Source organism: Exiguobacterium sp. s142, from assembly GCF_018618455.1.
GTDB lineage: Bacteria > Bacillota > Bacilli > Exiguobacteriales > Exiguobacteriaceae > Exiguobacterium > Exiguobacterium aurantiacum_A.
Genome location: NZ_JACSMB010000001.1, coordinates 316,739 through 340,940, shown reverse-complemented (window position 1 = coordinate 340,940; position 24,202 = coordinate 316,739). Strand labels below are relative to the sequence as shown.

The window sequence follows — 24,202 nt, the reverse complement described above, 5'->3', positions numbered from 1 at the left end:
GGATCGACATGACGACTCAGCTTACCCAGTTGTGGGATCGTTGGAATACTGACCGCGATATGGATACGGCAAATGAATTATTATCACATTATGAATTTCTGATCCATTATCACGTGCAACGAATGATCGTGACGCTCCCAAAGAGCGTCGAACGCGACGAATTGAAAAGTTTGGGTTACATGGGATTGTACGATGCCCTCATGAAATATGATCCGGAACATAATAATAAATTCGATACGTATGCAGCTTTTCGGATTCGGGGTGCCATTATCGACGGACTTCGAAAAATCGATTGGCTGCCGCGCTCGGTACGAGAGCGCGTGAAGAAGATTGACCATGTCGCCGAACAACTCGAGCAAAAGCTGCACCGTGCCCCGACGAAAGAAGAATTGGCCGACGCGTGCGCGCTTCCGATCGCTGATATCGAAAAGGCGATGGCGGAAGGGTATTTCGCGAACATGTTGTCGATTGACGAGGCGGTGACGCTCCAAGAAGAAGGAAAAGTCATGTCGGTCACGTACTTTGACCCCGATTCGGAAAAACCGGAAGACACGTTATTGCAACGCGAGTTAGTCGACGTGCTGACGACCGAGATTGATCATCTGTCTGAAAAAGAACGTCTTGTCGTCTCGTTATTTTATTTTGACGAGTTGACATTGACGGAGATTGGGGAAGTGTTAGAATTATCGACTTCCCGCATCTCACAGATTCATTCGAAGGCGTTAAAGACACTCAAACAGGCGCTAGGCCGTTCGTATCTAGAAGAGAAGACATCGTGAGGAGGTGAAGGGATGACTTTTGTGTTGATGATCGCGGGGATCGTGATTGCCTATGGTCTATTGATCGGGTTCCGGCAGATCCAAACATTGAACGAACGCGTCAATCGGCTCGAAAGCGAGAAACGCGAGACAGAGGCGTTGCTCTTGTCATTCATGGAATCGATGAGCGATGTTGTGAAAAACGACGCGCCTGAATCGTCAAAACCGACCTCGGCTGAAATCGCCGAGACAGAAACTGAAACGTCTGAAGACGGCGCGGTTAACCCGAGCGTCGAAGAGGTGTTGCTCCGTCATTCAGTCCGCGACACGGCACGTCTCCTCGGAAAAGGGGAAGGCGAAGTGGCGCTTTATGCGAAACTTCGACAAAAGTGAGAGTTGCCGGATTCGGCGACATGTGCTATAGTAATTTTCGGTGTTAAACACATCACACACGTCTCGGGATGGTATTCCTCGGTGCCGAAAGGTCGGAGTACAACGATGAACGAGGCGGAGGACTTTTTTAAACCACAAGGAGGAAATTTATCATGGCAGTAATCTCAATGAAGCAATTGCTCGAAGCTGGTGTACACTTCGGTCACCAGACACGTCGTTGGAACCCAAAAATGGCGAAATACATCTTCACGGAGCGTAACGGAATCTACATCATCGACCTTCAAAAGACGGTTAAAAAAGTAGACGAAGCTTACAACTTCGTTCGTGAACTCGCGGCAGAAGGCGGAAACGTCCTCTTCGTAGGTACGAAAAAACAAGCTCAAGATACAATCAAAGAAGAAGCACTCCGTTCAGGTATGTACTTCATCAATGAGCGTTGGTTGGGTGGAACACTCACAAACTTCTCAACAATCAAAAAGCGTATTAACCGCTTGAAGCAACTTGAGAAAATGGAAGCTGACGGCACGTTCGAAGTACTTCCTAAAAAAGAAGTCATCATCTTGAAAAAAGAAATGACACGTCTTGAGAAGTTCCTCGGCGGAATCAAAGATATGCCAGGCGTTCCTGACGCTCTCTTCATCGTTGACCCACGCAAAGAGCGGATCGCGATTGCAGAAGCTCACAAATTGAACATCCCAATCGTTGCGATTGTCGATACAAACTGTGACCCAGATGAAATCGACTACGTTATCCCAGCGAACGACGATGCAATTCGTGCGGTTAAATTGCTCACTTCTAAGATGGCTGATGCGATCATCGAAGCGAAGCAAGGCGAAGAAGAAGTTGCTGAAGAAGCTGTAGCTCCAGAAGCTGAAGCTACAGAAGCTGAGTAATCAGTTAGACAACAGGTGATAAAGGGAAAGCCTTTTATCACCTTTTTTTAGGAAATAGTCTATTCGAAGCCTAGTGCTTTTATTTTAAAAAAATGTAAGTTTTACAAGGAGGAATTTCCGATGGCAGTTACAGCAGCAATGGTAAAAGAACTTCGTGAAAAAACAGGAGCAGGTATGCTCGATTGCAAAAAAGCACTCGTGGAAACAGACGGTGACATGCAAGCGGCAATCGACTTCCTTCGTGAAAAAGGGATTGCTAAAGCAGCAGCTAAAGGCGATCGTATCGCAGCTGAAGGCTTGACAGCAGTAGCGGTTGAAGGCAACAAAGCTGCTCTCGTCGAAGTCAACTCAGAGACGGACTTCGTTTCTAAAAACGAGAAGTTCCAAACACTCGTAAGCGACGTGGCGAAAGCAGTTCTCGCTTCAGGTGCGACAACAGTTGAAGCAGCACTTTCTGCTGAATTCGTGGCTGGTAAAACGCTTGAGATTCACATTCAAGAAGAAGCATCGACAATCGGAGAGAAAATCTCGCTCCGTCGCATCGCTGTTCTTGAAAAAGCGGACGACGCTGTATTCGGCACTTACCTTCACATGGGCGGACGCATCGGTTCGGTCGTCGTCATCGACGGCACGACAGATGAGTCAGTAGCGAAAGATGTAGCTATGCACGTAGCAGCAGCTAACCCACTTTACGCGACACGTGACGAAGTCTCGGCTGAAGAAGCAGAGCGCGAGAAGAAAGTCTTGACTGAACAAGCAATCAACGAAGGCAAACCTGCTAACATCGTCGAGAAGATGATCGCGGGACGCATGAACAAGTACTTCGAAGAAATCTGCCTCGTCGACCAAGCGTTCGTCAAAGACGCTGACTTCAAAGTTGGAAAATACGTAGAGTCTAAAGGCGGCCGTATCAACTCGTTCGTACGTTTCGAAGTTGGAGAAGGTATGGAAAAACGCGAAGAAAACTTTGCTGAAGAAGTAATGAACCAACTTAAAAAATAATCTGCGTCATGTATGATGATGCAATTAAAATTGGGAACACGTCTGTATAACCTTGAGTTAGTTCGTTAAGGGAGCGTGTTCCCTTTTTTCAAGCATGAGGAGGCAAAGTATGGAACCGAAATATAAGAGAATTGTGTTAAAATTGAGTGGAGAAGCGCTCGCAGGAGATCAAGGATACGGAATCGATCCGGCAATCGTCAACTCGATTTCTGGACAGATTAAAGAGTTAGTCGCCATGGGCGTCGAAGTAGCGGTCGTCGTAGGTGCCGGAAACATCTGGCGCGGAAAGACGGGAAGCGAACTCGGTATGGACCGGGCCAATGCCGATTATATGGGCATGCTCGCAACTGTACTTAACTCGCTTGCACTTCAAGACAGCCTCGAAACACACGGTGTCCAAACCCGCGTCCAAACATCAATCGAAATGCGTCAAGTTGCTGAACCGTATATCCGCCGCCGGGCGATGCGCCACCTTGAAAAAGGCCGGGTCGTCATCTTTGCAGCAGGGACGGGTAACCCATACTTCTCGACAGATACGACAGCAGCGCTCCGGGCAGCCGAGATCGAAGCTGACGTCATCTTAATGGGGAAAAACAACGTCGATGGCGTCTACTCGGCAGACCCGAAACTTGTCCCGGATGCGGTCAAATACGAGTCACTCACATACTTGGACGTCTTAAAAGACGGTCTCCAAGTCATGGACTCGACAGCGACGTCACTATGCATGGACAACCATATTCCGCTGATTGTATTCTCATTGCTTGAAGAAGGAAATATCAAACGTGTCGTTCTCGGGGAACATATCGGGACGGTAGTGGGAGGAATCAATTCATGAGTGCAAACGAAGTTATGAAAACGGCTGAAGAAAAGATGGTTAAAGCCCATACATCATTAAAACGTGATTTTGGGACGCTCCGCACCGGACGCGCCAGTGCATCGATTTTGGACCCGGTCCAAGTCGACTACTACGGTGTGCCAACGCCGCTCAACCAAGTAGCGAACATCAACACGCCGGAAGCTCGTCTTTTGTTGATCCAACCTTGGGACAAGTCGCTCGTAACGGAAGTCGAGAAAGCGATTCAAAGAGCGGATCTCGGTCTGTCGCCATCTTCGGACGGGACAGTCATCCGTTTAGCGATCCCTGCCTTGACGGAAGAGCGCCGGAAAGAACTCGTTAAAATCACGAAGAAGTATGCGGAAGAAGCGAAAGTTGCGGTTCGTAACGTTCGTCGTGACGCGAACGAGAACTTGAAGAAGCTTGAAAAAGATGGTGATTTGACAGAAGACGACCTCCGCGGTTACGCGGACGACGTTCAAACGTTAACGGATTCTTACATCAAAAAGATTGATGAGTCTGCAGCGGTCAAAGAAAAAGAGATCATGGAAGTATAATCACGGAAGTGGTATACCAAAAAGCTGTGTGGGGACCCTTTTACTGAAAGGGTCCCTCTTTCATACAATCAGGAGGATAGACTATGTTTAAATGGGTGAATCCTAAAACGAAGACTGAGGCGGAATTGAGCATCCCCGAGCACGTCGCCATCATCATGGACGGAAATGGCCGTTGGGCGAAGAAACGTGGGCTCCCGCGCATCATGGGTCACCGGGAAGGGATGAAATCGGTCCGTGAATCAGTCCGGACGGCTCAAGAGCTCGGTATCAAGTCGCTGACGCTTTACGCCTTCTCGACTGAAAACTGGACGCGTCCAGAAGAAGAAGTCAATTTTTTGATGAAGTTGCCGAAGCAATTTTTAGAGACTGACTTAAAAGAACTCGACGAACAAAACGTCAGAGTGCTCGTCGCCGGTGACGTGTCGAAACTACCACGTGGAACGCGCGAGGCAGTCGATGAAGCGCGGACGCGCACCGCAACGAACACAGGGTTAGACCTCGTCTTCGCGTTGAACTATGGCGGCCGTGACGAACTCATCCAAGCGATGCGTGACATTGCGCGCGACGTATCGGCCGGACACATCAATCCGGATGAAATCGACGAGTCGATGATCGGAGAGCGGCTCATGACGAATATGCAAGATGTCGATTTGATCATTCGGACGAGCGGTGAACAACGGTTATCGAACTTCCTGCTCTGGCAAGGGGCGTATGCCGAACTCCACTTCACAGACGTATTGTGGCCCGAGTTCAAGCGTGAGCACTTCGTCGAAGCAATCGAAGCGTACAATACACGTACACGCCGGTTTGGTGGGGTGTGAGATGAAAACACGAATTATTACCGGACTTTGGGCCGGCGCTATTTTTGTCAGTTTGATCGCCCTTGGCGGCAGCCCGTTCGTCATCTTGATGGGCGTGCTCGCTTTGATCGGCTTGAGCGAGTTTACGATGATGCGCAAGCATAAGCTGACAGCTTTTCCGTTTTTAGTTACATCGTTGCTCGTAGCGTTCCCGTTCGTCATGATGCTTTTAGAACGGCAGTTGTTGACGAGTGACCTTCCGATTTCGACGAGTCAATGGATGGTGCTCGGATTAATGTTGCTTCTTTTTTGGACGGTCGTCACGAAAAACCGTTTCACATATGAAGATGCGAGTTTTTATTTCGTCTCGGCTGTTTATCTCGTTATCGGGTTTTCAAGCTTTGCCCTCGTCCGTCTGTCTGAAGACGGGCTGGCGAAAGTATTGCTCGTCTTATTTATCATTTGGGCGACCGACTCGGGTGCATATTTCACGGGGAAAGCCATCGGCAAGACGAAACTGTGGCCCTCGATCAGTCCGAACAAGACGATTGAAGGAGCTGTCGGCGGTATTGTTTCAGCTGTGGTCGTCGGTGTCGTCTATGTCTTGATCGAACCGGTCCTACCGCTCGTCGAAGTGCTCGTCTTAGCGGTTGTCGTTTCTGTCGTCGGCCAGCTTGGTGATTTGGTACAATCAGCGTACAAACGTCAGTTTGGCGTAAAAGATTCTGGACATCTATTACCGGGACATGGTGGCATTTTAGACCGGTTTGATAGTATGATCGCGGTATTCACCGTCATTTGGATTTTCAATTTGTTATAAAAGGAGTGTCAAGATGAAGCGAATCAGCTTAATCGGGGCGACTGGTTCGATCGGCGTACAGACGTGCGACGTGATCGAGCAGCACCCCGACTTGTTTGAACTTGAGGCGTACGCGTTCGGAACGAACGTCGAGGTAGCCGAGGAATGGATCAATCGCCTTCGCCCGAAATACGTATCAGCCAAAACGATCGAGGTACTCGAACAGCTCAAGCCACGCCTTACATACGAACCACTCTTTTTTATCGGACTCGAAGGGTTGATCGAATGTGCGACCGCTGAGCGGGCCGATGTGGTCGTCACGGCCGTCGTCGGGGCAGTCGGCTTAGAGCCGACGCTTGCCGCCATTAAAGCCGGTAAAGATATCGCCTTGGCGAACAAAGAAACGCTCGTCACAGCCGGACATCTCGTCATGGCCGCCGTCAAAGAGCACGGCGTCAGTTTGCTTCCGGTCGACAGTGAACACTCGGCCATCTATCAATGCCTGAACGGAGAACGTCGCGAGGACGTTTCAAAAATCATTTTGACGGCCTCGGGCGGAAGTTTCCGTGATCAGACACGCGCTGAATTAGCGAGCGTGACCGTCGAAGAAGCGCTCAATCATCCGAACTGGTCGATGGGTGCAAAAATCACAATCGATTCGGCGACGATGTTCAACAAAGGGCTCGAAGTCATCGAAGCGCACTGGTTGTTCGATATCGATTATAATGATATTGAAGTGGTGCTCCATCGGGAGTCGATCATTCACTCGATGGTCGAGTTTAAAGACGCCGCAGTCATGGCGCAACTCGGAAACCCCGATATGCGGGGACCGATCCTCTATGCGCTCTCTACCCCGAAACGGCTTGAAATCGAAGGGAACAAGCGGTTAAACTTGAGAGAAATCGGGACGCTCCATTTTGCGGAAGCCGATTTAGATCGCTATCCGGCTCTTCGACTAGCGTATGAAGCAGGTCGTCAAGGTGGTTCAATGCCTACCGTGTTGAATGCGGCTAACGAAACGGCTGTCGATTTGTTCTTGAACGGAAAGATTGCGTTCGTCGAGATTGAATCGATCGTCGAGCAAGCGATGGATGCACATACAGTCATTGTAGAACCGACACTTGAGCAGATCCTTCAAGTCGATCAATCGGTTCGTGAACAAATTCAGCAACGAAAGTGAAGGTGGGAAATAGATCATGCAAACTTTTATCGCCATCGTTTTGATGTTTGGGGTGCTCATTTCAGTTCATGAATGGGGACACCTCGTCATGGCGAAACGGGCAGGGATTCTCTGTCATGAATTTGCAATCGGGTTTGGACCGAAAATCTTTTCGTTCCGAAAGAATGAGACGCTCTATACGATTCGCTTATTGCCGATCGGTGGTTACGTCAAGATGGCGGGTGAGGATTTCGAGCCGATCGAAGTGAAGGCCGGTCAACAAGTCGGGCTCCGGTTAACGAGCGCTGGCACAGTCGACCGCGTCTATTTCCAACCGGACCAAGCGACGGATGTACACGTCGTCGGAACGGTCGACAAGTTCGATTCGATCCGTGAATTGAAGATTCAATTGCTCGTCGACGAAGAAGTGCGGGTGTACACACTCGAGCGCGACACACTTCTCGTCGATCAAGGTATGGAGATTCAAATCGCACCGTACGACCGCACGTTCGGAGCGCAATCAGTTTGGAAGCGAGTGCTCGCGATCGCAGCCGGCCCGGCCATGAACTTCGTCCTTGCTTTCGTCTTGCTCGTCATTGTCGGTCTCGTGCAAGGCACACCGACAGACGACGGTCAAATCGGGACGGTACAACCGGATTCGGCGGCTGATCAAGCCGGTCTCGTCACCGGAGACGAAATCGTCTCGATCGAGGGTGAGACGATTGATAACTGGCTCGACCTGAGAACGGTTTTGGCCGATCGTGCCGATACACCGACCGAGGTGACCTATATTCGGGCGGGTGAGGAACAAACGGTAACGCTGACACCTCAAGCAGTCGAACAAAATGGCGAGACGGTCGGTATCCTTGGCGTGACAAATGCGCTCGAGCGATCACCGACAAAAGCGTTCACAACAGGAGCTGAGACGACGTGGACGATGTCGACATTGATTTTCTCTGCGGTCGGTGATTTAGTGACCGGCCAAGTCGGAGTCGATCAACTCGCAGGTCCGGTCGGGATTGTCCGCATGACCGACGAAGTGGCGGCGAGCGGTTTCATCATGTTGCTCAACTGGACGGCACTTTTATCCGTCAACTTGGCGATCTTCAACTTGTTGCCACTTCCGGCGCTTGACGGGGGACGACTCATCTTCTTGTTGTTCGAGGCAGTGCGTGGTCGACCGATCGATCCAAAAAAAGAAGGGTTCGTCCACTTTATCGGATTTGCCCTGCTTATGCTGCTCATGCTCATCGTCACTTGGAACGATATCCAATCATTTTTCAAATAGACTGTGTTAGAGAAGGGAAACGTTGATATTTATGAAACAATCGAGATTGCTTATGCCTACTTTGAGAGAGGTTCCTGCTGACGCTGAAGCTGTCAGCCATCAACTTCTCGTGCGCGGTGGATTTATTCGACAAAATGCAGCGGGGATCTACTCTTATTTACCACTCGGTCATCGTGTGTTACAAAATATTCAAACGATCATCCGTGAAGAGATGAACCGGGCCGGGGCGCAAGAACTGCTCATGCCGGCGATCCAACCAGCGGAGCTATGGGAAGAGACGGGACGTTGGGACATCTACGGACCTGAACTGATGCGTTTGACGGACCGTCATGACCGCCGTTTCGCACTTGGAGCGACTCACGAAGAGTTGATCACGTCGATCGTCCGTGACGAGTTGAACTCGTATAAGAAGTTACCGGTCAACTTGTACCAGATTCAGACGAAGTATCGCGATGAGCGTCGTCCGCGGTTCGGATTATTACGCGGACGTGAGTTTTTGATGAAAGATGCCTACTCGTTCCACGCCACACAGGCTGATTTGGACGAAGAGTACGACAATATGTACAACGCTTATTCGCGCATCTTTGACCGCACCGGTTTGAAGTATCGTCCGGTCGTGGCCGATTCAGGCGCGATTGGCGGGAAAGACACGCACGAATTCCAGGCGCTCGCCGAAATCGGTGAGGATACGATCGTCTACACGGACTCGTCGTCATACGCGGCGAACATCGAGATGGCGGAAACGCTTGACCGTTACGACATGCAAGCTGGTGTTGCGCTCGAGCTCGAGCAAGTCGATACGCAAGAGCATAAGACGATCGAAGACGTGGCGCGATTCTTGGGCGTGGAGACGAACACGACGATCAAGTCGGTGTTGTTCAACGTCGACGGCGAGACGGTCATGGCGATCGTTCGCGGCGATCACGAAGCGAACGATGTCAAAGTGAAGAACGCCCTTGGCGGACTCGACATCCAAATGGAAGACGAGTCGAAGATCATTGAATTGTTCGGCTGTGAACCAGGAACGCTCGGACCGATCAACGCACCGGTCAAAGTCGTCGCGGATTACGCCGTTAAATATTTAGTCGATGCGGTATGTGGCGCCAACGTTGCGAACACGCACTTCATGCACGTCAATGCAGAACGCGACTTGTCGCACTTGACGTATCATGACCTCCGCTTCGTCGTCGAAGGCGACTTGGCACCAGACGAATCTGGTCCAGTCCGGTTCGCACGTGGGATCGAGGTCGGTCAAGTGTTCAAACTCGGCACGCGTTACTCAGAAGCGATGGGCGCGACGTTCTTGAACGAAGAAGGCCGGGCGGAACCACTCATCATGGGTTGTTACGGCATCGGTGTCTCGCGGACGCTTTCGGCAATCGTCGAACAGCACCACGACGACCGCGGCATCGTTTGGCCGAAGAGTGTCGCACCGTTTGATCTGCACTTGATCGCGATCAACGCGAAAGACGAGACGCAACTCGAACTTTCGAATCGACTTTACGATGAACTATCGTCGAAGTATGATGTATTGTACGACGACCGCAAAGAACGGGCCGGCGTTAAATTTGCCGACGCTGACTTGATCGGCTTGCCGATTCGTATCAACGTCGGGAAGAAAGCCGGCGAAGGCATCGTCGAAGTGAAAGTCCGTGCTACGGGCGAAGTGATTGAAACGACGGTAGAAGAGTTGCCGCAAGTGATTGTCGCGCAGCTCAACGAGACGCATTGATCGATGAAGGTGACGGTTTCTTGCCGTCACCTTCATTTTTCGACATTGTCATATAAAAGGGGGGGACGACTTACCCGTGGAAGCAAATCAAAAGATGCAATTACTGTTGACGGATCTCGGGATCACGACAGAGAGTGATCAGTTCGACGGAGCGGAACTATCGCGTCTTGTCGTCAATAAGCAACGACGGACGTGGACGTTTTATTTCAAGATCCGCCAAGTGTTACCATATGAGGTTTATCAATTGTTCATGAGTCGGGTCGAGAATCGGTATGCGACGTTTGCCGATGAAGTGTACGCTCGTTTTACGACAGAGACAGGTGGAAGCGAGCAGGATTATATCGACTACTGGCCGCGCATCGTCAGTGAGCTCAGTCAAGTGTCGGGAGCGATGCGAAGCTATTTCGCAACTGTCAAACCGCGCTTCGAGCAAAACAAGTTGCTCATTCCCGTCCGCTCCGCACCTGAGGCGAGCTACGTCGATAAAGAGCTGTGCCAAGAAGTTCAAGCGCTCTACAGTGCTTACGGGTTTATGAAAAAGCCGTGCCAAGCGAGTTTCTCAGAAGACGCGGAAGCGAATCAGGCGTTGCGTGAACAAGTCGTCCAAGAAGATATCGAACAGGCGAAACTCGCACTCGCGGCCCAGTTCGCCAAAGCGACCGAGACGAACGATGAGCCGATCACGGAAGTGCGGATGGGCGCCTTGATCAAAGACGAGATCGTCCCGATCAAGACGATCATCGAAGAAGAACGCCGTGTCGCCATCCGTGGACTCGTGTTTTCAGCCGAACGGAAAGAGTTGAAGAGCGGGAAGAAGCTATTCACGATCAAGATGACCGATTATACCGATTCGCTCATCGTCAAAGTGTTCGCACGTGACGATGATGACGACCGTATGCTCAGTGCCGTCAAAAAAGGCATGTGGATCCAAGCGGCCGGACGGGTCGAAGACGATAGCTTCATGCGCGAACTGTGCATGATGGCGTCGCAGCTCCAAGAAGTGAAAGTCGAACCGAAGCGTGACGAATGGGCCGGGGAGAAACGTGTCGAACTGCACGCCCACACACAGATGAGCCAAATGGATGCGGTCACGAACGTGTCGGCGCTCGTCGCCCGGGCCGCCAAGTGGGGTCATCGCGCCATCGCCATCACCGACCATGCCGGTGTGCAATCGTTCCCGGAAGCCTATTATGCCGGGAAAAAGAACGACATTAAAATCTTGTACGGTGTCGAGGCGAACGTCGTCAATGACGGCGTGCCTGTCGCGTATCATCCGACCGACGTCTCGCTCGACGAGGCGACGTACGTCGTGTTCGACGTCGAGACGACCGGTCTGTCGGCCGTCTACAACAAAATCATCGAACTCGCCGGCGTCAAGATTAAAGACGGTGAGATCATCGACCGGTTCGAAGCGTTCGCCGACCCGAAACATCAACTTTCGGCGACGACGATCGAACTGACCGGGATCACGGATGACATGGTCCACGGACAGCCTGACCCGGAAGTGATCGCGAAACAGTTCGTCGACTGGTGCGGGGACGGGATTCTCGTCGCTCATAACGCCTCGTTCGATATGGGCTTTCTCGAGGCGACGCTCCGAAGCGGAGGACATGAGCCGGACGATTATCCGGTCATCGATACGCTTGAACTGGCCCGGACGATTTTACCGACGCTCAAAAACCACCGTCTCAACACGCTCGCCAAGCGGTTTGATATCGAATTGACGCAGCATCACCGGGCCATCTATGATGCCGAGGCGACGGCGTACTTGCTCATGAAGTTGCTCGATTTGGCGAAACAGATGTTCGAGATGCAGACGCATCGGTCACTGAACGCGAAAGTCGGCAGTGACGTCTCGAAGATCCGTCCGTTTCATGCGACGGTTTACGCGAAGACGAAAAAGCCAGGATTGCGCCACTTGTATGAGTTGATCTCGTTGTCGCACATCGACTATTTGTTCCGGATGGCTCGGATGCCGCGCTCTGAGATCGAGAAGCGCCGAGAAGGGCTGCTCATCGGCTCGGCGTGTGACAACGGCGAGATCTTTGACGCCGCCTTGAACAAGTCGGACGAAGAGCTCGAGAAGATGATGGCATTTTATGACTTCATCGAGATTCATCCGCCGGCACTTTATATGCATTTGATCGATAAAGAGATCGTCGCGAACGAGCTTGAACTTCGTGACATCATCAAACGGATCATTCGCGTAGCAGGGCAAGCCGGACTTCCGGTCTGTGCGACCGGGAACGTCCATTACTTGGACCGGACAGATCGGTCGTATCGCGAAATCCTGATCCGGACGCAAGGCGGGGCCAACTTCATTAACACGAGAAAAGAGTTGCCTCATGCCCATTTCCGGACGACGAAAGAAATGATGGAAGAGTTTAAATTTTTAGGTGACGAGCTCGCACGGGAGATCGTCATCACGAATCCGAACGCGATCGCCGACCAGATCGAAGCGATTCAAATTATCCCGGATGAACTGTATACGCCGAAAATCGAAGGGGCGGATGACGAGGTCCGTAATATGAGTTATGACATGGCCCGCTCGATTTACGGGGACGAGCTTCCGGAGATCGTCGAGGCCCGGCTCGAGAAGGAACTAAAATCAATCATCGGCCACGGCTTCGCCGTTATTTATTTGATCTCACATAAACTCGTCAAGAAGTCACTCGACGACGGTTACCTCGTCGGTTCACGAGGATCGGTCGGGTCGAGTCTTGTCGCGACGATGACCGAGATCACCGAGGTCAATCCACTACCACCGCATTATGTCTGTCCGAAGTGTCAACACTCTCACTTCTTTAATGACGGGTCGATCGGTTCCGGGTACGATCTTCCGGACAAGCAATGTCCGGAGTGTGGGACGTGGTATACGAAAGACGGACACGATATCCCGTTCGAGACGTTCCTTGGCTTTAAAGGGGACAAAGTACCAGATATCGATTTGAACTTCTCGGGCGAGTACCAGCCTCATGCTCACGCGTATACGAAAGTGTTGTTCGGAGAAGAGTACGTCTATCGTGCCGGGACGATCGGGACGATTGCCGACAAGACGGCGTACGGGTATGTGAAAGGCTATGCGACCGAAAACGACAAGATTTACCGGAACGCCGAAGTCGATCGTCTCGTCTCGGGTGTCACCGGTGTTAAACGGACGACCGGGCAGCATCCAGGCGGGATTATCGTCGTCCCGGACTACATGGACATCGCCGAAATCTCGCCGATCCAGTATCCGGCCGACGATCGAACGTCTGAATGGAAGACGACACACTTCGACTTCCATTCGATTCACGACAACTTGCTCAAGCTCGACATTCTCGGACACGATGACCCGACCGTCATCCGGATGCTCCAAGACTTATCAGGCATCGACCCGTTGACGATCCCGACGGATGATCCGACCGTCATGAAAATCTTTTCGTCACCGGAAGTGCTCGGTGTCACACCGGAGCAAATCGAGTCAAAAACAGGGACGCTCGGTATTCCTGAGTTTGGGACGAAGTTCGTCCGGCAAATGCTTGAAGAGACGAAACCGTCCACGTTCTCAGAGCTCGTCCAAATTTCAGGTCTGTCTCACGGGACGGACGTTTGGATCGGGAATGCGAACGAGTTGATCTATAACGGGACGTGTGAACTGAAAGACGTCATCGGGTGTCGTGACGACATTATGGTCTACTTGATTTATGCCGGACTTGAGCCATCGTTCGCCTTTAAGATCATGGAGTCGGTCCGTAAAGGGAAAGGTTTGTCTGACGACATGGAGTCAGAGATGCGGGAGAACAGCGTCCCGGAATGGTACATCTCTTCTTGTAAGAAGATCAAATACATGTTCCCGAAAGCACACGCGACCGCGTACGTGCTCATGGCCGTCCGGATCGCTTACTTCAAAGTGCACCACCCGATTCTGTATTACGCGACATACTTTACGGTCCGCGCCGGCGATTTTGATTTGTCGGCGATGATCAAAGGGTCTCAGGCCGTCCGCAAGGCGATGTCTGATATCCGGGAGAAAGGCTTCGACGCCACGGCGAAAGATAAAGGGCTTCACACCGTGCTCGAACTCGCACTTGAGATGCTCGAACGCGGCATGAAATTCCAAAACATCGATCTTTACCGTTCGAATGCGACCGAGTTCTTGATTGAAGGCAACACGCTCATTCCACCGTTCAACGCTGTCGATGGACTCGGGACGAACGCGGCGAAAGCGATTGTCGAGGCGCGTGCCGAAGGTCAGTTCTTGTCAAAAGAGGATCTCCGGAAACGGGCGAAATTGTCGAAGACGATTATCGAGACGCTCGATACGATGAAATGTCTCGAAGGCCTGCCTGACGAGAACCAACTTTCGTTCTTTGATTTTGGGGTGTAAGTTGCGAAAAAGCGGGAAAATATGATATATTGGTATCGAACAATGTTGGATACTACGACGGAAAGGAGTAGGGAACCCTACTCCTTTCTTGTATGTAAAAGCCAGAAGGAGGGATGAGAGTGTCCAAAATAACAGAAGTCGTCGAAACAATCGCGTTGCCGATTGTCGAGCAAGCGAACATGGAATTGGTCGATGTTGAATTCGTGAAAGAAGGGCCAGACTGGTTCTTGCGCGTCTATATCGATAAACCGGGGGGCGTCGATTTAGATGATTGCGTCAACATCAACGAGCAACTCTCGGAGAAATTAAACGCTACCGACCCAATCGAACAAGCCTATTATCTTGACGTCTCGAGTCCCGGTGCCGAGCGACCACTTAAAAAGCCGACTGACTTTGAGCGGGCGATTGGGAAAAACGTCTACATTAAAACGTTTGCCCCGATTGAAGGTGCCAAAGAGTTCGAGGGCATTTTGACGGAGTACGACGGCGAGACCGCAGTTGTCGAAACGCGCATCAAGACTAGAAAAAAAGCGATATCGCTACCGGTTGATAAAATTGCACAAGCCCGCCTAGCGGTCACGTTTAGTTAAGGAGAGGTAAAGATGGGGCCACAATTACTCACAACAATCGAACAGATTGCACAAGAAAAAGGGATCGAGAAAGAAATCATCATCGACGCGCTTGAACAGGCGCTCATTTCGGCATATCGCCGAAACGTCGCCAACCCGAACGAGCACGTCAAAGTTGAGTTTGACCAAGTGACAGGTGACATTCGCGTGTTCGCGCTTCTCGAAGTCGTTGAACGCCTGACGCATCCGGACCAACAGCTTTCGCTTGAAGAAGCGCACGAAATCGACCCGAACTTTGAGTTAGGGGACTTCCATAAAGAAGAAGTGACACCGAGCGACTTCGGTCGTGTCGCAGCGATGACGGCCAAACAAGTCGTCACGCAAAAGATGCGTGAAGCCGAGCGCGAACGCATCTACAACCACTTCGTCGATAAAGAAGACGAGATCATGACAGGGATCGTCGAGCGGTTTGACCCGCGCAACTTGTACATCGGTTTAGAGAACAACATCGAGGCAGTGTTGACGCCGAACGAACAGATGCCGAACGAGTCGTATAAGATTCATGAACGCATCAAAGTATACGTGACGAAAGTTGACTCGACGACGAAAGGTTCTGGCGCGGCGATTCAAGTGTCGCGGACACATCCTGGCCTACTTCGTCGTTTGTTCGAACTCGAAGTTCCAGAAATCGCGAGCGGGACGGTCGACGTCATGTCGGTGTCGCGTGAAGCGGGAGACCGTTCGAAAATCGCGGTCCATTCAGACATCGTCGATCCGGTCGGCGCATGTGTCGGTCCAAAAGGGCAACGTGTCCAGACGATCGTCGATGAATTGAACGGTGAGAAGATCGACATCGTCCGTTGGTCGAACGATCCAAAAGAGTTCGTTAAAAACGCACTCAGCCCGGCTCAAGTCGTTGACGTATATGTCAATGAACCGAACAAGTCGACGACAGTCGTCGTGCCGGACTATCAATTGTCGCTCGCGATCGGGAAACGCGGTCAAAACGCGCGCCTCGCCGCTAAGTTGACAGGTTGGAAAATTGATATTAAGAGTGAGACGGATGCAGAGAGCATGAACTTGTTCGATACGTATGCCGAAAAAGTTGAATCAACGCCAGAAATTGTTCACAATGAAGTTGAACAGACTGACTCGGTTGATGTGACGCTCGAACCAACCGCGGTAAAAGAAGAGGAATGACCATGAAGCAAAAGAAACTTCCTTTGCGTAAATGTGTGATCACTCAAGAGATGTTACCAAAGAACGATTTGATTCGTGTCGTACGGACGCCGGAAGGCGACGTCGTCATCGACACGACCGGCAAACTGAACGGTCGTGGCGCGTATTTGTCAAGAGATGTCGATGTGATTCGTTTAGCAGAGAAAAAACGAACGCTTGATCATCATCTGAAAGTAAAGACGAGCGAGACACTTTATGAACAGCTAGAACAAGCTGTCACAGGTGCCGAATCATGAGTCAGTGGGAATCATTGTTAGGCCTCGCCTCACGTGCGAGGAAGGTAACGATGGGAGAAGAGTTTGTCTTGAAGGATGTACGGGCTGGCCGAGCCAAGCTCGTCATTCTTGCCGGAGACGCGGGAGCGTCGACGAGAAAACGGATTACCGACAAATGTACATCGTATGGTGTTCCATTAATCGAAGTGAGCGACCGACATACAATCGGAGCTGCTTTAGGTAAAGACATGCGAGTCGTCGTGTCTGTGACAGAATCCGGATTTGCGAACAAGCTTAAGCAACTTCTCTCTTAACTATTAACGGAGGTGGATGCTTTGGGAAAACGCGTCTATGAATTTGCAAAAGAACAGAATGTAACAAGTAAACAAGTCATTACTCAGCTCGAGAAGATGAACAAGTCAGTGAAAAATCACATGGCTGTATTGGATGATGAGTCGGTCAAGCAACTCGACCGTGTCTTCAACCCTGAGAAATATCGTTCGGCTGAGAAGCAAGAAAAACCTGCTGAGTCGAAGCCGGCTGAAGCAAAGCCTGCTGCGAAACAAGAAGCAGAGAAAAAAGAAGCACCGAAAGCCCGTCCACAAACTTCTAGCACCCCGAGCAATCAAGCGGGCAACCGTGGTGGCAACCGTTTCGGCAACAACCGTAACGATAACCGCAACAAAAAACGCGGCGGTAAATTTAAAGGGAAGCCTGCAAAAGCGGCAATCCCGTTAGAAGCAGATCCAAATTCAAAAACGAGCCAGCGTAAAGCATCTCGTTTAGCGCAAGAGTCTGAAATGGGCAACGTCATCAAGTACGAGGATGTCCTCAGCGTATCGGATCTCGCTGCGAAGATGGATAAAAAGCCAAACGAGATCATCATGAAATTGATGGGTCTTGGCGTCATGGCGACGATCAACCAAACACTCGATGACGAGACGATCGAATTGCTCGCAACTGAATTCGGTTTCGAAGTCGAAAAAGAAGTCATCATCGATGAGACGGACTTCGAAGAAGTAGAAATCGACTTCTCTGAGTACGACCTCATTGAGCGTCCTGCCGTCGTCACGATCATGGGTCACGTCGACCATGGTAAAACGACGTTGCTCGACTCGATCCGGAACACGAAAGTCGTCGCTGGCGAAGCTGGTGGGATCACGCAGCATATCGGTGCGTACCAAGTTGATATCAACGGTAAAAAAATCACATTCCTCGACACACCAGGTCACGCCGCCTTTACGACGATGCGTGCCCGTGGAGCTGAAGTGACGGATATCGCGATTATCGTTGTCGCAGCAGATGATGGTGTCATGCCACAGACAGAAGAAGCGATTTCTCACGCGAAGGCGGCAAACGTCCCAATCATCGTTGCCGTCAACAAAATGGACAAAGAAGGGGCTAACCCTGACCGCGTCAAACAAGAGTTGACTGAATTCGGACTCGTACCGGAAGAGTGGGGCGGCGAAACAATTTTCGTACCGATCTCTGCTTTGAAAGATGAGGGAATCGATGAGTTGCTCGAGATGATCTTGCTCGTTTCAGAAGTCGAAGAGTATAAGTCGACGCCTGAAATGCCAGCTCGCGGTTCGGTCATCGAAGCGAAGCTCGATAAAGGTCGCGGTCCTGTCGCCACGCTTCTCGTTCAACACGGGACACTTCGTATCGGTGACTCGATCGTCGTCGGCAGCACGTTCGGACGTGTCCGGGCCATGGTCAACGATATCGGTCGTCGTGTGAAAGAAGTTGGCCCATCGACGCCAATCGAAATTACAGGATTGAACGATGTCCCACAAGCTGGTGACCAGTTCATCGTCTTCGAAGACGAGAAAAAAGCACGTGCAATCGGAGAGAAACGTTACCAACGTTACCTCGAGTCGCAGCGCCGTGAATCGGCTAAAGTCAGTCTTGAAGACTTGTTCAGCCGGATTCAAGAAGGCGAAGTCAAAGACTTGAACGTCATCATCAAAGCAGACGTTCAAGGATCGGCTGAAGCGCTCGCTGGATCACTCCGCAAAATCGACGTCGCAGGCGTCAAGATCAACATCGTGCATCAAGGTGTCGGTGCGATCACAGAAGGTGACGTCATCCTCGCTTCAGCAGCGAACGCAATCATCATCGGATTCAACGTCCGTCCAGACGGTAACGCCCGATCAATGGCCGAACAAGAACACGTTGAAATGCGTCTGCACCGGATCATCTATAACGCGATCGATGAAATCGAAAGCGCGATGAAAGGGATGCTTGACCCTGAGTTCGTTGAAGAAGTGATCGGACAAGTCGAAGTCCGTGACGTCTTCAAAGTTTCAAAAGTCGGTGCGATTGCCGGCTGTTACGTCACTGAAGGTAAAATCTCACGTGATGCCGGCGTACGCGTCATCCGTAACGGGATCGTCGTGTACGAAGGTAAACTCGATACGCTCCGCCGCTTCAAAGACGATGTCAAAGAAGTTGCGACAGGCTACGAGTGTGGGATCAAAGTAGAGAAGTACGACGACATCAAAGTGGAGGACGTCATCGAAGCGTTCGTCATGAAAGAAGTCGAACGTAAATAAAGTGAGGAGGGAACACGTATGAACATTCGTGCCCAACGTGTTGCTGAACAGATGCGTAAAGAGATCACAGATATCCTTTTACGCGAAGTCAACGACCCACGTACAAAGAACGCGACCATCACGAGCGTAGACGTGACGGGAGATTTGCAACAAGCGACGGCCTATTACACGGTGCTCGGAGACGACGCCGACGTGAAGGCTGAGACGCAGGCAGGTCTTGATAAGGCGAGCGCCTTCATCCGCCGTGAAATCGGCAGCCGGATCCGTCTCCGCAAGACGCCGGAATTGTCGTTCGAATACGATTCTTCGGTCGCATATGGTAGTCATATCGATTCGTTGATCCGTGATTTGAATAAAGACTAATAAATTGAAGGGGGGACTTGTGTCTCCCCTTTTTTGATATGGAGGAATGAACGTGGAACCGACAGGGATTTTAATACTAGATAAAGACAGCGGGATGACGAGCCACGATTGCGTCTTCAAGCTGCGTAAACTGTTTCAAACGAAAAAAGTTGGCCATACCGGCACGCTCGACCCGGAAGTGACCGGCGTGTTGCCAATCTGTTTCGGCCGTGCGACGAAACTGTCCCGGTTTTTGACCGATGAGGGCAAGCGCTACGTCGCCGAAGTCACGATCGGGACGGCGACGATGACGGAAGACGCACACGGCGAAGTCGTCGCGCAAACAGATGTCGCGCCGGATGCGTTCACGGGTGAAGCTATCGACCGCGTTCTCGGCACGTTGACCGGAAGCATCGAGCAGGTGCCTCCTTACTTCTCGGCCGTCAAAGTGAACGGGAAGAAGCTATACGAATACGCCCGCAAAGGACAGACGGTCGAACGGCCGCGCCGCATCGTCGAGATTCACCGGCTAGAACGGACGAACGAACCTGTCTTCGAGGACGGCGTCTGCCGGTTTCGCATCGATGTCGAGTGCGGAAAAGGCACGTTTATTCGGACACTTGCCGTCCAAATCGGGGAAGGGCTCGGTTACCCGGCCCATATGAGCGACCTGCGTCGGACACGGTCAGGCACGTTCGATGAAAGGGACGCCGTGACGCTCGCGGAGCTCGCGGCGTTAGAGACGGTCGAGGCACGCGCTGAACGGCTCATCCCGCTCGAGGACGTGATCAAACGTTGGCCTTCCATCACCATTCCGGCCAACCGGGAACGGTATATTCGCAACGGTGGGCGCTTAAACGACGTCTCGCTCGAATTTGAACTGTTTACTGTCTATAATGAAGAAGGAATTCCGCTCGCCCTCTATAGACGGCTTGACGGAACGACAGACGCAACAGTCGAGGTCATGTTGACAATCGACTAAGGGGGAATTTGAAGTATGGAAACGATACATCTCACACATCCCGAGACACCAGAGTTTGTCCCTTCGGTCATGGTACTCGGATTCTTCGACGGCGTTCACATCGGCCATCAAGCCGTGATCGAGCACGCCAAACAGCGCGCGGAGCAGCTTGACGTGCCCGTGACCGTCGTCACGTTCGATCCGCACCCGAAACAAGTGCTGTCGAACAATGCGGATGCTGTCCGTTATATCACGCCGCTCAAACGAAAATTACAGCGGATCGCCGCGCTCGGTGTCGAACGTTGTCTCGTCTTGACGTTCACAAAGCAATTGGCATCACTGTCACCGCAACAGTTCGTCGACGATTATTTGATCGGCGCGGGCGCCGTGCACGTGACGGCTGGATTTGACTATTCGTACGGGAAATTCGGGGAAGGGACGATGGAGACGATGCCCTACCACGCCCGAGGACGCTTCACGACGTCCGTCGTCGCCGAACAGACGAGTGACGGTGACAAAGTCTCTTCGACCCGGATCCGCAAACTTCTTGGCGCAGGCAGTGTCGACCTGGCGAGTGAGTTGTTAGGGGCGCCTTACGTCATCTGTGGCGAAGTCATCCATGGTGACGCCAGAGGGCGGACGATCGGCTATCCGACCGCGAACATGGTGATGGATGCGTCTTATGTCATGCCACGGCTCGGCGTTTATGCGACCCGCGTCCGCCTAGAAGACGGCCGGACGTTTGATGCGATGACGAACGTTGGTCGACGGCCGACGTTTTATGACACCGGAGACGTCTCGATTGAAAGTCATTTATTTGATTTTTCGGAGGACTTGTACGGACAGTTGCTCGAAATCGAATGGGTTCACTATTTGCGCGATGAACGGGCGTTCGACGGACTCGATTCGCTGATCGCGCAGTTGAAACGAGATGAGACGGCGGCTCGGGCAATCCTATCTTGACTTTGGAGCAGGGGTCATGTATTCTAGTTTGGTACGCAAAGTACACCGCTTCGCTTGGCTGGACGATTCACCAACGACGGCTCGGCAACGCGGCAATTTTCTATTAAATGGAGGTGGAGAGGCAATGGCACTCTCAAAAGAACGTAAAAACGAAATCATCGCGGAATACGCGACAAAACAAGGTGACACTGGTTCACCGGAAGTTCAAGTTGCTGTTTTGACTGAACAAATCAACACTTTGAACGATCATCTTCGCACACATAAGAAAGACCACCACTCACGTCGCGGTCTTTTGAAAATGGTTGGACGTCGCCGTAACTTGCTCACGTACCTTCGTAACAAGGACGTAACACGTTACCGTGAATTGATTCAACGTCTTGGTCTCCGTCGTTAATCCGAACGGGCCAAATGACGGACTGGGACACTCGTTCCTAGTCCGTTTCTTCTTTTTTTGGAGGAAAATCATTAGACAAACATATGAATGAGTTACATAATAAACTAGATAAGGTTTGAGAGGAGAATGTACATGTTAGGTACGAAACAAGTTTTTTCTACAGAATGGGGCGGTCGCCCGCTGTCTGTAGAAGTAGGTCAACTCGCGAAGCAAGCGAACGGTTCTGCACTCGTCCGGTACGGAGACACGGTCGTGCTCGCCGCGGTCACAGCTTCAAAAGGACCAAAGGATTTAGATTTCTTCCCGCTTACGGTCAACTATGAAGAAAAATTATACTCGGTCGGTAAAATCCCAGGGGGTTTCCTTCGTCGGGAAGGTCGTCCTGGTGAGAATGCGATTTTAACGTCACGTCTCATCGACCGTCCAATCCGTCCATTATTCCCAGACGGATTCCGTCACGACATCCAAGTCATGATTTACGTCATGTCGAATGATCCGGACTGCTCGGCTGAGATGGCCGGTATGCTCGGAACGTCGATCGCCTTGTCGATCTCGGACATCCCGTTTGACGGACCGATCGCTGGAGCGACGGTCGGACGTGTGGACGGACAGTTCGTCGTCAACCCGACAGTCGCACAACTCGAGAAGACAGAGCTTGAACTTCAAGTCGCCGGAACGGCAACTGCAATCAACATGGTCGAAGCAGGCGCGAACGAAGTACCGGAAGACGTCATGCTCGAGTCAATCTTGTTCGGTCACGAAGAGATCAAAAAGCTTGTCGCGTTCCAAATGGAAATCGTCGAAGCGGTCGGGAAACCGAAGTTTGAATACACGGTCTCTAAATTTGACGACGCGTTGTCACAAGAGCTTGAAGCGGCTCGTCCAGAAATTAACGCTGCCGTCCAAGTTGAAGAGAAACATGCGCGTGATGAAGCGATCAACGAAGTCATCGCGAAGTATGTCACGTCGTATGAAGCGCGTCTCGCTGACGAGCCGGCCAAGTTGAAAGAAGTATCTGGTATTTTGAACAAGTTCGTCAAAGACGAGGTCCGCCGTTTAATCACGGTCGATAAAGTACGTCCAGACGGCCGTCGCCCGGAAGTCATCCGTCCACTCGCGTCAGAAGTCGGCGTGCTGCCGCGTGCGCACGGTGTCGGTTTGTTCACACGGGGGCAGACGCAAGTCATGTCGATCGCGACACTCGGTGTCATCGGTGACGCTCAAATCATCGACGGCATCGGTCTAGAAGATAACAAACGTTTCATGCACCATTATAACTTCCCGCCGTTCTCGGTCGGTGAAGCTCGTCCGGTTCGCGCGCCAGGTCGCCGCGAGATCGGTCACGGTGCGCTCGGTGAACGTGCGCTTCTCCCGGTCATCCCGAAAGAAGCAGACTTCCCGTATACGATCCGTCTCGTCTCAGAAGTGCTCGAGTCGAACGGTTCGAGTTCACAGGCTTCAATCTGTGGCTCGACACTCGCCCTCATGGACGCCGGAGTTCCGATCAAGGCACCGGTCGCAGGAATCGCGATGGGTCTCATCATGGAAGGCGAACACTATACAGTACTCACTGACATCCAAGGTCTCGAAGACCATCTCGGCGACATGGACTTCAAAGTCGCTGGAACGAAAGACGGGATCACAGCGTTGCAGATGGACATTAAAATCGCGGGCATCACGCGTGAGATTTTGGAAGAAGCGCTCGAACAAGCTCGTTCAGGCCGCCTCCACATTCTCAACCATATGCTCGAAACGCTTGACTCATCGCGTCCACAGTTGTCGAAGTATGCGCCGAAGATCGTCACGATGAAAATCAATCCAGATAAGATTCGCGACGTCATCGGGCCTGGTGGTAAGATGATCAACAGCATCATCGACCAAACCGGTGTCAAGGTTGATATCGAGCAAGACGGTACGGTGTTCATCGCCTCGACCGATCAAGATGGCATCGATATGGCGATGGCACTCATCAGTGACATCGTCCGTGAAGTCGAAGTCGGCGAAGTGTTCGACGCGACAGTGCGTCGGATCGAGAAGTTCGGCGCGTTCGTCGAGTTGTTCAAAGGCAAAGACGCGCTCGTCCACGTCTCTGAGTTCAGCCTCGACCGCGTCGCCAACGTGGAAGACGTCGTCAAGCTCGGTGACACGATCAAAGTCAAAGTCACAGAAATTGACGATAAAGGCCGCGTCAACGCCTCGCATAAAACGTTGATCGTCGAAGGATTATCTCCTGAAGAGCGAGAGGCGTATGAAGCGAAACGTAAAGCACAACGCGAGAGCCGTCCGCCACGTGACAGCCGCCCTCCGCGTCGTGACGGAGACCGTCGTCCGTCAAGACCAACAAACTAATTATTTTGGCCATCGTCTGGTGCGATGGCC

General features: G+C 51.6%; 22 protein-coding genes. All 22 read left to right on the top strand.

What is annotated here, in order from left to right; translation table 11 throughout:
- Positions 1-8 precede the first annotated feature (8 nt).
- The 22 genes from KNP77_RS01720 to pnp all read left to right on the top strand — a co-directional run bounded on the left by KNP77_RS01720 (position 9) and on the right by pnp (position 24,172).
- Positions 9-779 carry a FliA/WhiG family RNA polymerase sigma factor gene (locus KNP77_RS01720; protein WP_035385905.1) on the top strand — a complete coding sequence of 257 codons (771 nt, stop codon included), beginning with the start codon at positions 9-11 and terminating at the stop codon, positions 777-779.
- A gap of 12 nt (positions 780-791) precedes the next feature.
- Positions 792-1,151, top strand: coding sequence for a hypothetical protein (locus KNP77_RS01715; RefSeq protein WP_131489837.1), 360 nt, complete (start codon positions 792-794; stop codon positions 1,149-1,151).
- A 152-nt stretch (positions 1,152-1,303) separates the two neighbouring features.
- Positions 1,304-2,044, top strand: a complete 741-nt coding sequence (rpsB, locus tag KNP77_RS01710; RefSeq protein ID WP_021067146.1) for a 30S ribosomal protein S2 — start codon at positions 1,304-1,306, stop codon at positions 2,042-2,044.
- A gap of 120 nt (positions 2,045-2,164) precedes the next feature.
- Positions 2,165-3,046, top strand: coding sequence for a translation elongation factor Ts (tsf, locus tag KNP77_RS01705; protein WP_214888004.1), 882 nt, complete (start codon positions 2,165-2,167; stop codon positions 3,044-3,046).
- A 109-nt stretch (positions 3,047-3,155) separates the two neighbouring features.
- Positions 3,156-3,881 (top strand): UMP kinase, encoded by a 726-nt coding sequence (gene pyrH, locus KNP77_RS01700; RefSeq protein WP_071399619.1) that lies wholly within the window; start codon positions 3,156-3,158, stop codon positions 3,879-3,881.
- Positions 3,878-4,438: a ribosome recycling factor gene (frr, locus tag KNP77_RS01695; RefSeq protein ID WP_035385902.1), complete on the top strand. Its 561-nt coding sequence runs from the start codon at positions 3,878-3,880 to the stop codon at positions 4,436-4,438. The genes pyrH and frr overlap by 4 nt, the downstream gene beginning before the upstream one ends.
- 83 nt (positions 4,439-4,521) lie before the next feature.
- On the top strand, positions 4,522-5,259 hold the full coding sequence (locus tag KNP77_RS01690; RefSeq protein ID WP_071399620.1) for an undecaprenyl pyrophosphate synthase: 738 nt from the start codon (positions 4,522-4,524) through the stop codon (positions 5,257-5,259).
- A gap of 1 nt (position 5,260) precedes the next feature.
- The gene (locus KNP77_RS01685) at positions 5,261-6,058 is read left to right on the top strand and encodes a phosphatidate cytidylyltransferase (RefSeq protein WP_214888001.1); all 798 of its coding nucleotides are present in this window, start codon (positions 5,261-5,263) and stop codon (positions 6,056-6,058) included.
- Between the two features lie 13 nt (positions 6,059-6,071).
- A complete protein-coding gene (gene dxr, locus KNP77_RS01680; RefSeq protein ID WP_214887987.1) occupies positions 6,072-7,217 on the top strand; it encodes a 1-deoxy-D-xylulose-5-phosphate reductoisomerase in 1,146 nt (381 codons plus the stop codon).
- Positions 7,218-7,233: 16 nt separating this feature from the next.
- Positions 7,234-8,484: an RIP metalloprotease RseP gene (gene rseP, locus KNP77_RS01675; RefSeq protein ID WP_131440240.1), complete on the top strand. Its 1,251-nt coding sequence runs from the start codon at positions 7,234-7,236 to the stop codon at positions 8,482-8,484.
- A gap of 31 nt (positions 8,485-8,515) precedes the next feature.
- Complete coding sequence (locus KNP77_RS01670) at positions 8,516-10,216, top strand: proline--tRNA ligase (RefSeq protein WP_214887984.1); 1,701 nt, start codon at positions 8,516-8,518, stop codon at positions 10,214-10,216.
- A gap of 94 nt (positions 10,217-10,310) precedes the next feature.
- Positions 10,311-14,585 carry a PolC-type DNA polymerase III gene (locus tag KNP77_RS01665; protein ID WP_236633392.1) on the top strand — a complete coding sequence of 1,425 codons (4,275 nt, stop codon included), beginning with the start codon at positions 10,311-10,313 and terminating at the stop codon, positions 14,583-14,585.
- A gap of 119 nt (positions 14,586-14,704) precedes the next feature.
- Entirely contained in the window at positions 14,705-15,175 is a 471-nt protein-coding gene (rimP, locus tag KNP77_RS01660; protein WP_070327467.1) for a ribosome maturation factor RimP, read from the top strand.
- 12 nt (positions 15,176-15,187) lie between these two features.
- Positions 15,188-16,354, top strand: a complete 1,167-nt coding sequence (gene nusA, locus KNP77_RS01655) for a transcription termination factor NusA (protein WP_070327466.1) — start codon at positions 15,188-15,190, stop codon at positions 16,352-16,354.
- Positions 16,351-16,629, top strand: a complete 279-nt coding sequence (gene rnpM, locus KNP77_RS01650) for an RNase P modulator RnpM (protein ID WP_233589595.1) — start codon at positions 16,351-16,353, stop codon at positions 16,627-16,629. The genes nusA and rnpM overlap by 4 nt, the downstream gene beginning before the upstream one ends.
- Positions 16,626-16,922: a YlxQ family RNA-binding protein gene (locus KNP77_RS01645; RefSeq protein WP_070327464.1), complete on the top strand. Its 297-nt coding sequence runs from the start codon at positions 16,626-16,628 to the stop codon at positions 16,920-16,922. Before rnpM ends, KNP77_RS01645 begins: the two co-directional genes overlap by 4 nt.
- A gap of 21 nt (positions 16,923-16,943) precedes the next feature.
- On the top strand, positions 16,944-19,163 hold the full coding sequence (gene infB / locus KNP77_RS01640) for a translation initiation factor IF-2 (protein ID WP_214887981.1): 2,220 nt from the start codon (positions 16,944-16,946) through the stop codon (positions 19,161-19,163).
- Positions 19,164-19,181: 18 nt separating this feature from the next.
- Positions 19,182-19,526: a 30S ribosome-binding factor RbfA gene (rbfA, locus tag KNP77_RS01635; protein ID WP_016508272.1), complete on the top strand. Its 345-nt coding sequence runs from the start codon at positions 19,182-19,184 to the stop codon at positions 19,524-19,526.
- Positions 19,527-19,578: 52 nt separating this feature from the next.
- Positions 19,579-20,487, top strand: a complete 909-nt coding sequence (gene truB / locus KNP77_RS01630) for a tRNA pseudouridine(55) synthase TruB (protein WP_070327946.1) — start codon at positions 19,579-19,581, stop codon at positions 20,485-20,487.
- 15 nt (positions 20,488-20,502) lie between these two features.
- On the top strand, positions 20,503-21,429 hold the full coding sequence (locus KNP77_RS01625) for a bifunctional riboflavin kinase/FAD synthetase (RefSeq protein WP_131465261.1): 927 nt from the start codon (positions 20,503-20,505) through the stop codon (positions 21,427-21,429).
- Between the two features lie 124 nt (positions 21,430-21,553).
- Positions 21,554-21,823 (top strand): 30S ribosomal protein S15, encoded by a 270-nt coding sequence (rpsO, locus tag KNP77_RS01620; protein ID WP_015881433.1) that lies wholly within the window; start codon positions 21,554-21,556, stop codon positions 21,821-21,823.
- 132 nt (positions 21,824-21,955) lie between these two features.
- Positions 21,956-24,172, top strand: coding sequence for a polyribonucleotide nucleotidyltransferase (gene pnp / locus KNP77_RS01615; RefSeq protein ID WP_214887978.1), 2,217 nt, complete (start codon positions 21,956-21,958; stop codon positions 24,170-24,172).
- Positions 24,173-24,202: the final 30 nt, after the last annotated feature.